Raw genomic sequence first — 4,005 nt, 5'->3', positions numbered from 1 at the left:
TTCTATTACCCCAAGTTCCGCAAGTTCCGATAGCCTCTGGCCGAAGGCAGGACGGTCTTCATGCATACCCGCTTTTGCCGGGCCAGAGGCACTAATGCTCCTGGTTCCGCCAGTCTACTGAAGAGCGGTACTGGAAGATGGGATCTGTGAACGGAGATGATCTCACCAAAAAGGAGTTGCTCTCCCGGTTTTTACAACTTGAACAACGAGTCGAAGAGCTTGAACAAGACAACGCACAGCTCCGAGAGAAGTTACAAGAGAAAGACGAGCGGATCGAAGAACTCGAGACACGTCTTCGCAAATACGAGAATCCGCACACCCCACCCAGCAAGCGACGGTCGGGGACCGACGGGTCCCCGACCTCGCAAGATGACGAAGACGACGATGTCCGAACTGACGGTGGCACTCCCGGTCGGAAGGGCGGTCACGATCCGGAGTGGCGTTCTACGGCCGATCCTGACGAAGAAATCGAAGTCACCTGTGACTGTTGTCCTGAGTGTGGCGACCACTTCGACGAGTCGGTGGGCGTCAGCCCCCGACTCGTCGAGGAGATCCCTGATCCCCAGCCCCCAGAAATCACCCGGTACAACCGCCACTACTACCAGTGCGATTCCTGTGGAACAGAGACAGTTGCGGCTCACTCCGACTGCCCCGATGAGGGGCAGTTCGGGGTGAACGTCATCGCTCAATCAGCTCTGTCACGGTACGATCACCGCCTTCCTTACCGGAAGATCGCTGATCGCTTCGAGCAACTACACGGACTCGAACTCTCGGGTGCATCCGCGTGGCACGCGACCGAGCGCGCTGCGCGCGCCGGTCGCTGTGAGTACGAGCAGATCCGTCAAGAGATTCAGGATGCTGACGTGGTTCACATCGACGAGACAGGCATCAAGCGCGACGGTGAACAAGCGTGGATTTGGACGTTTCAGACCGTTCAACACACGTTGTACGCGGTCAGAGAGAGTCGCGGAAGTGATGTTCCCGCGGAAGTCCTCGGCGAGGACTTCGCGGGAACAGTCGTCTGCGACGGGTGGACGGCGTACCCAGCTTTCAGCAGCAACCTCCAGCGGTGCTGGGCGCACATTCTTCGAGAGGCTGAGGACGCCGCCGAAAAGCAGCCAGAAGGTGAACCGATCTACCAGGCTCTCAGACAGCTATTCGTCGCTCTCCAGGCTCGGCTGGAGAGCGACCCAAGTCCTCGTGAGAGAGCAAATCTCCAGCGTGTGGCGCGAAGAGAGCTTGAATCGCTGATTGACCGGTCAGTACCTGACGGACCAGTGGCAACACTGCTGGGGAAGATCGAAAGAGGTCTCGACCACTGGCTCACCTTCGTCGGTGAGCCAGCGGTCTCTCCGACAAACAATGCCGCAGAGAACGGACTTCGTGAGCCAGTGGTTCTCCGGAAAATCATCGGAACGCTGCGTAACGATCGAGGAATGTTCGTTCACGAGACGGTCTTGTCCCTGCTGGCGACGTGGCGCCAGCAGGGACGCAATCCATACGAAGAGCTTCGTCGAGCCGTCAGTAACAATGAACTGATCTCACGGGCTCACGCTGTGCCGGCTGTCGAGACTCCGGGGTAAACACGTACGATTCCTGACAAACAAAAAGTCATCCACGCCACACCAACATACCTTTCTTGCAATGTGGCAATTGGTAGGTAAATGGAATATAGCTCAGGACTACGGCGGCGGATCATCTTCGGAATTGGGGGATTAGGATTAGTAGCTGCTGTCATTTTTGTTTTAATCCAGTTTCAGGCAACGCTCATATTTACAATCTTTCTCTACTACGCAAGCCGCCCAATTTATCGTAAACTCGAGAACCTCTCGCTCCCGTCGCGACTCCAAGGCTATCGCATCCCCTATCGCCGTCAAGTTCTTGCTATGGTTACAATTGCTATTTTCCTACTGCCGTTTCTCTTTTTGCTTACATACACCCTTGTACTGGTAGTACCCGAAATCCAACGGCTCGCTGGAGGGGATGGTCCCGGTGCAGCATACATCTCTGCACTACAGTCGGCACAAGGAAGTGGACTCCCGGGTCCACTCGTAGGACTAGAAATTAGTGATATACTGGGACTGAGTCCTGAGGAAGTCGTGGCAATCCTCAACGACCCCGCAGTTCAGACATGGGCCGAACAAATAGTTGCTACACTGACCGGTTCAGTCGGGTTCATCGCAAACGCAGCACTCCATGGATTCATTCTTCTGGCCGGGACATATTATATGCTTACCGACGGCTCACGGCTTGGAGGCTGGTTCCTCGACAATTTTGATGAATCAGGTGTTGTTGAGTCATACGCGGTAGCTGTTGATGATGAACTGTCTTCCATCCTCTTCGGTAATATCTTAAACGCGTTTGTGACGGGTATCATCGGAATTCTTGTCTTTTCTGGATACAATCTCGTTGCACCAGGAGCAGTAAACGTTCCATTTGCGCCCCTAGTCGGCGCACTCACAGGAGCAGGAAGTTTAATTCCAGTTGTGGGAATGAAAATAGTGTACCTCCCTGTCGGAGCAATTCTTGCGATAGCTGCTGTCACCAGTGGTCAGGCAAGTGCGTTCGGCTTCGTGATCCTGTTTCTCGTTTTAGCCTTCGTAGTCGTTGATACGATTCCTGACTTTCTAATTCGCCCGTATGTGAGCGGTAACCGGACACATGTGGGCCTACTGATGTTTGCCTATATTCTCGGACCGATCGCGTTCGGGTTCTACGGGATTTTTCTTGGCCCAATACTGCTTGTCCTCCTCGCAGAGTTCTTTAGAACTATTGCATCGTACGTTCTCACCGGCAGACAGCCACATGAACAATCGAGTCTCTCGGACTACTGAATAACCTAGAGACATCGAATACTACCTGGACAAAGCGGTCATTTGGATACGGACGGAAACGCATAGTTAGCTACGGGCCAACGTTCCGAGCATCTATGTACACAATCGCTGACCTGCCCATCGAAAACACCCTTCAGACCGTCGAATATGACCTCGGGCTCGAATCAGCACTCCGTCGGATGTTCGAGAACAGCTACACTCAGATCGGTGTCGAGCGTGACGGCGAACTCGTCGGGATTGTCACCTACAGGTCCGTGGTCCGGACCCTCCTTGCATTCCAGCGGCTAGAGGTCGGGCACAAAACGCTCGATAAGATCTCGGTCGGAGCGGCCGTCGAAGATGCACACACCATCAGCGGGGACGAGAACCTTCTCGCCGTATTCGATTCACTCGCAGAGTACACGTACATTGTGGTCGATCGAGACGACGAGTGGCGCATCTTGACTGACTACGATCTCCTCACGCGGCTGAAACAGATGCTTGAACCGTTTCTGTTGATCGAGTCGATCGAAATGCAGTTGCGTGATATTTTTACGCGAGTGTTCGGCGACTCGCTGTCAGAGCAGTTGGCCGAAACGTTCGACGAGGAACACCCACTGCCAACACCGGCGTCAATCGAGCATTGCAGTTACGCACACTATGCCCAATTTATCTCGATTCACTGGGCGGAATTTGAACCGCTATTCGATGATCAACAGGACGTGATTCGCGAGTTAGTGCTTGAAGTCGGAGATATGCGAAATCAGCTCTTTCACTTTCGAGTCGACGACCCGGACGAATTTGACCGAGACCTGCTTCGTTTCGGTCAGTCGTACTTTTCCTCAGTGTGACTTCTGAGTTCGTGCGTGGGTTGTCCTGAGTATCATGCGGCTTGACGGCAATCGAGCAACTGGCTTGGACTCTATGTATTGAGAGAGCCAGTCTCGACTACTGGTGAACCCCAATTTGATTTACGCACCCGCAAATCGCCAGACTACAGTCCATCAGCAATGTGTTACACAAGAGTTTAACGTCTATTCATCCACAAAATTAACATTCGTGATTTCAAACCGTGCTCCACCGTCCGTCCCGTCCGTAACGCGAATCTGCCAGTCGTGAGCATCAACAATCTGTTTGACAATATTCAGTCCGAACCCGGTTCCATTTGCCGACTGCGAGTAGCCCACCTCAA

General features: G+C 53.5%; 4 protein-coding genes. 3 read left to right on the top strand and 1 reads right to left on the bottom strand.

Annotated features, from left to right (window positions below):
• Window positions 1–137: 137 nt before the first annotated feature.
• The 3 genes from tnpC (at window position 138) to EXE41_RS18280 (ending at window position 3,664) form a co-directional block, all read left to right on the top strand.
• The gene (tnpC, locus tag EXE41_RS18290; RefSeq protein WP_137691754.1) at window positions 138–1,583 is read left to right on the top strand and encodes an IS66 family transposase; all 1,446 of its coding nucleotides are present in this window, start codon (window positions 138–140) and stop codon (window positions 1,581–1,583) included.
• A gap of 81 nt (window positions 1,584–1,664) precedes the next feature.
• The gene (locus tag EXE41_RS20080; protein ID WP_137691753.1) at window positions 1,665–2,834 is read left to right on the top strand and encodes an AI-2E family transporter; all 1,170 of its coding nucleotides are present in this window, start codon (window positions 1,665–1,667) and stop codon (window positions 2,832–2,834) included.
• A 95-nt stretch (window positions 2,835–2,929) separates the two neighbouring features.
• Window positions 2,930–3,664 (top strand): CBS domain-containing protein, encoded by a 735-nt coding sequence (locus EXE41_RS18280; protein ID WP_137691752.1) that lies wholly within the window; start codon window positions 2,930–2,932, stop codon window positions 3,662–3,664.
• Window positions 3,665–3,847: 183 nt separating this feature from the next.
• Here EXE41_RS18280 and EXE41_RS18275 read toward each other — a convergent pair whose 3' ends face one another.
• Entirely contained in the window at window positions 3,848–4,000 is a 153-nt protein-coding gene (locus EXE41_RS18275; RefSeq protein ID WP_394348121.1) for an ATP-binding protein, read from the bottom strand.
• Window positions 4,001–4,005: the final 5 nt, after the last annotated feature.

The organism is Halorubrum sp. SD690R (assembly GCF_005435035.1).
GTDB classification, from domain to species: domain Archaea; phylum Halobacteriota; class Halobacteria; order Halobacteriales; family Haloferacaceae; genus Halorubrum; species Halorubrum ezzemoulense.
This window is presented reverse-complemented; position numbering and strand designations above follow the sequence as displayed.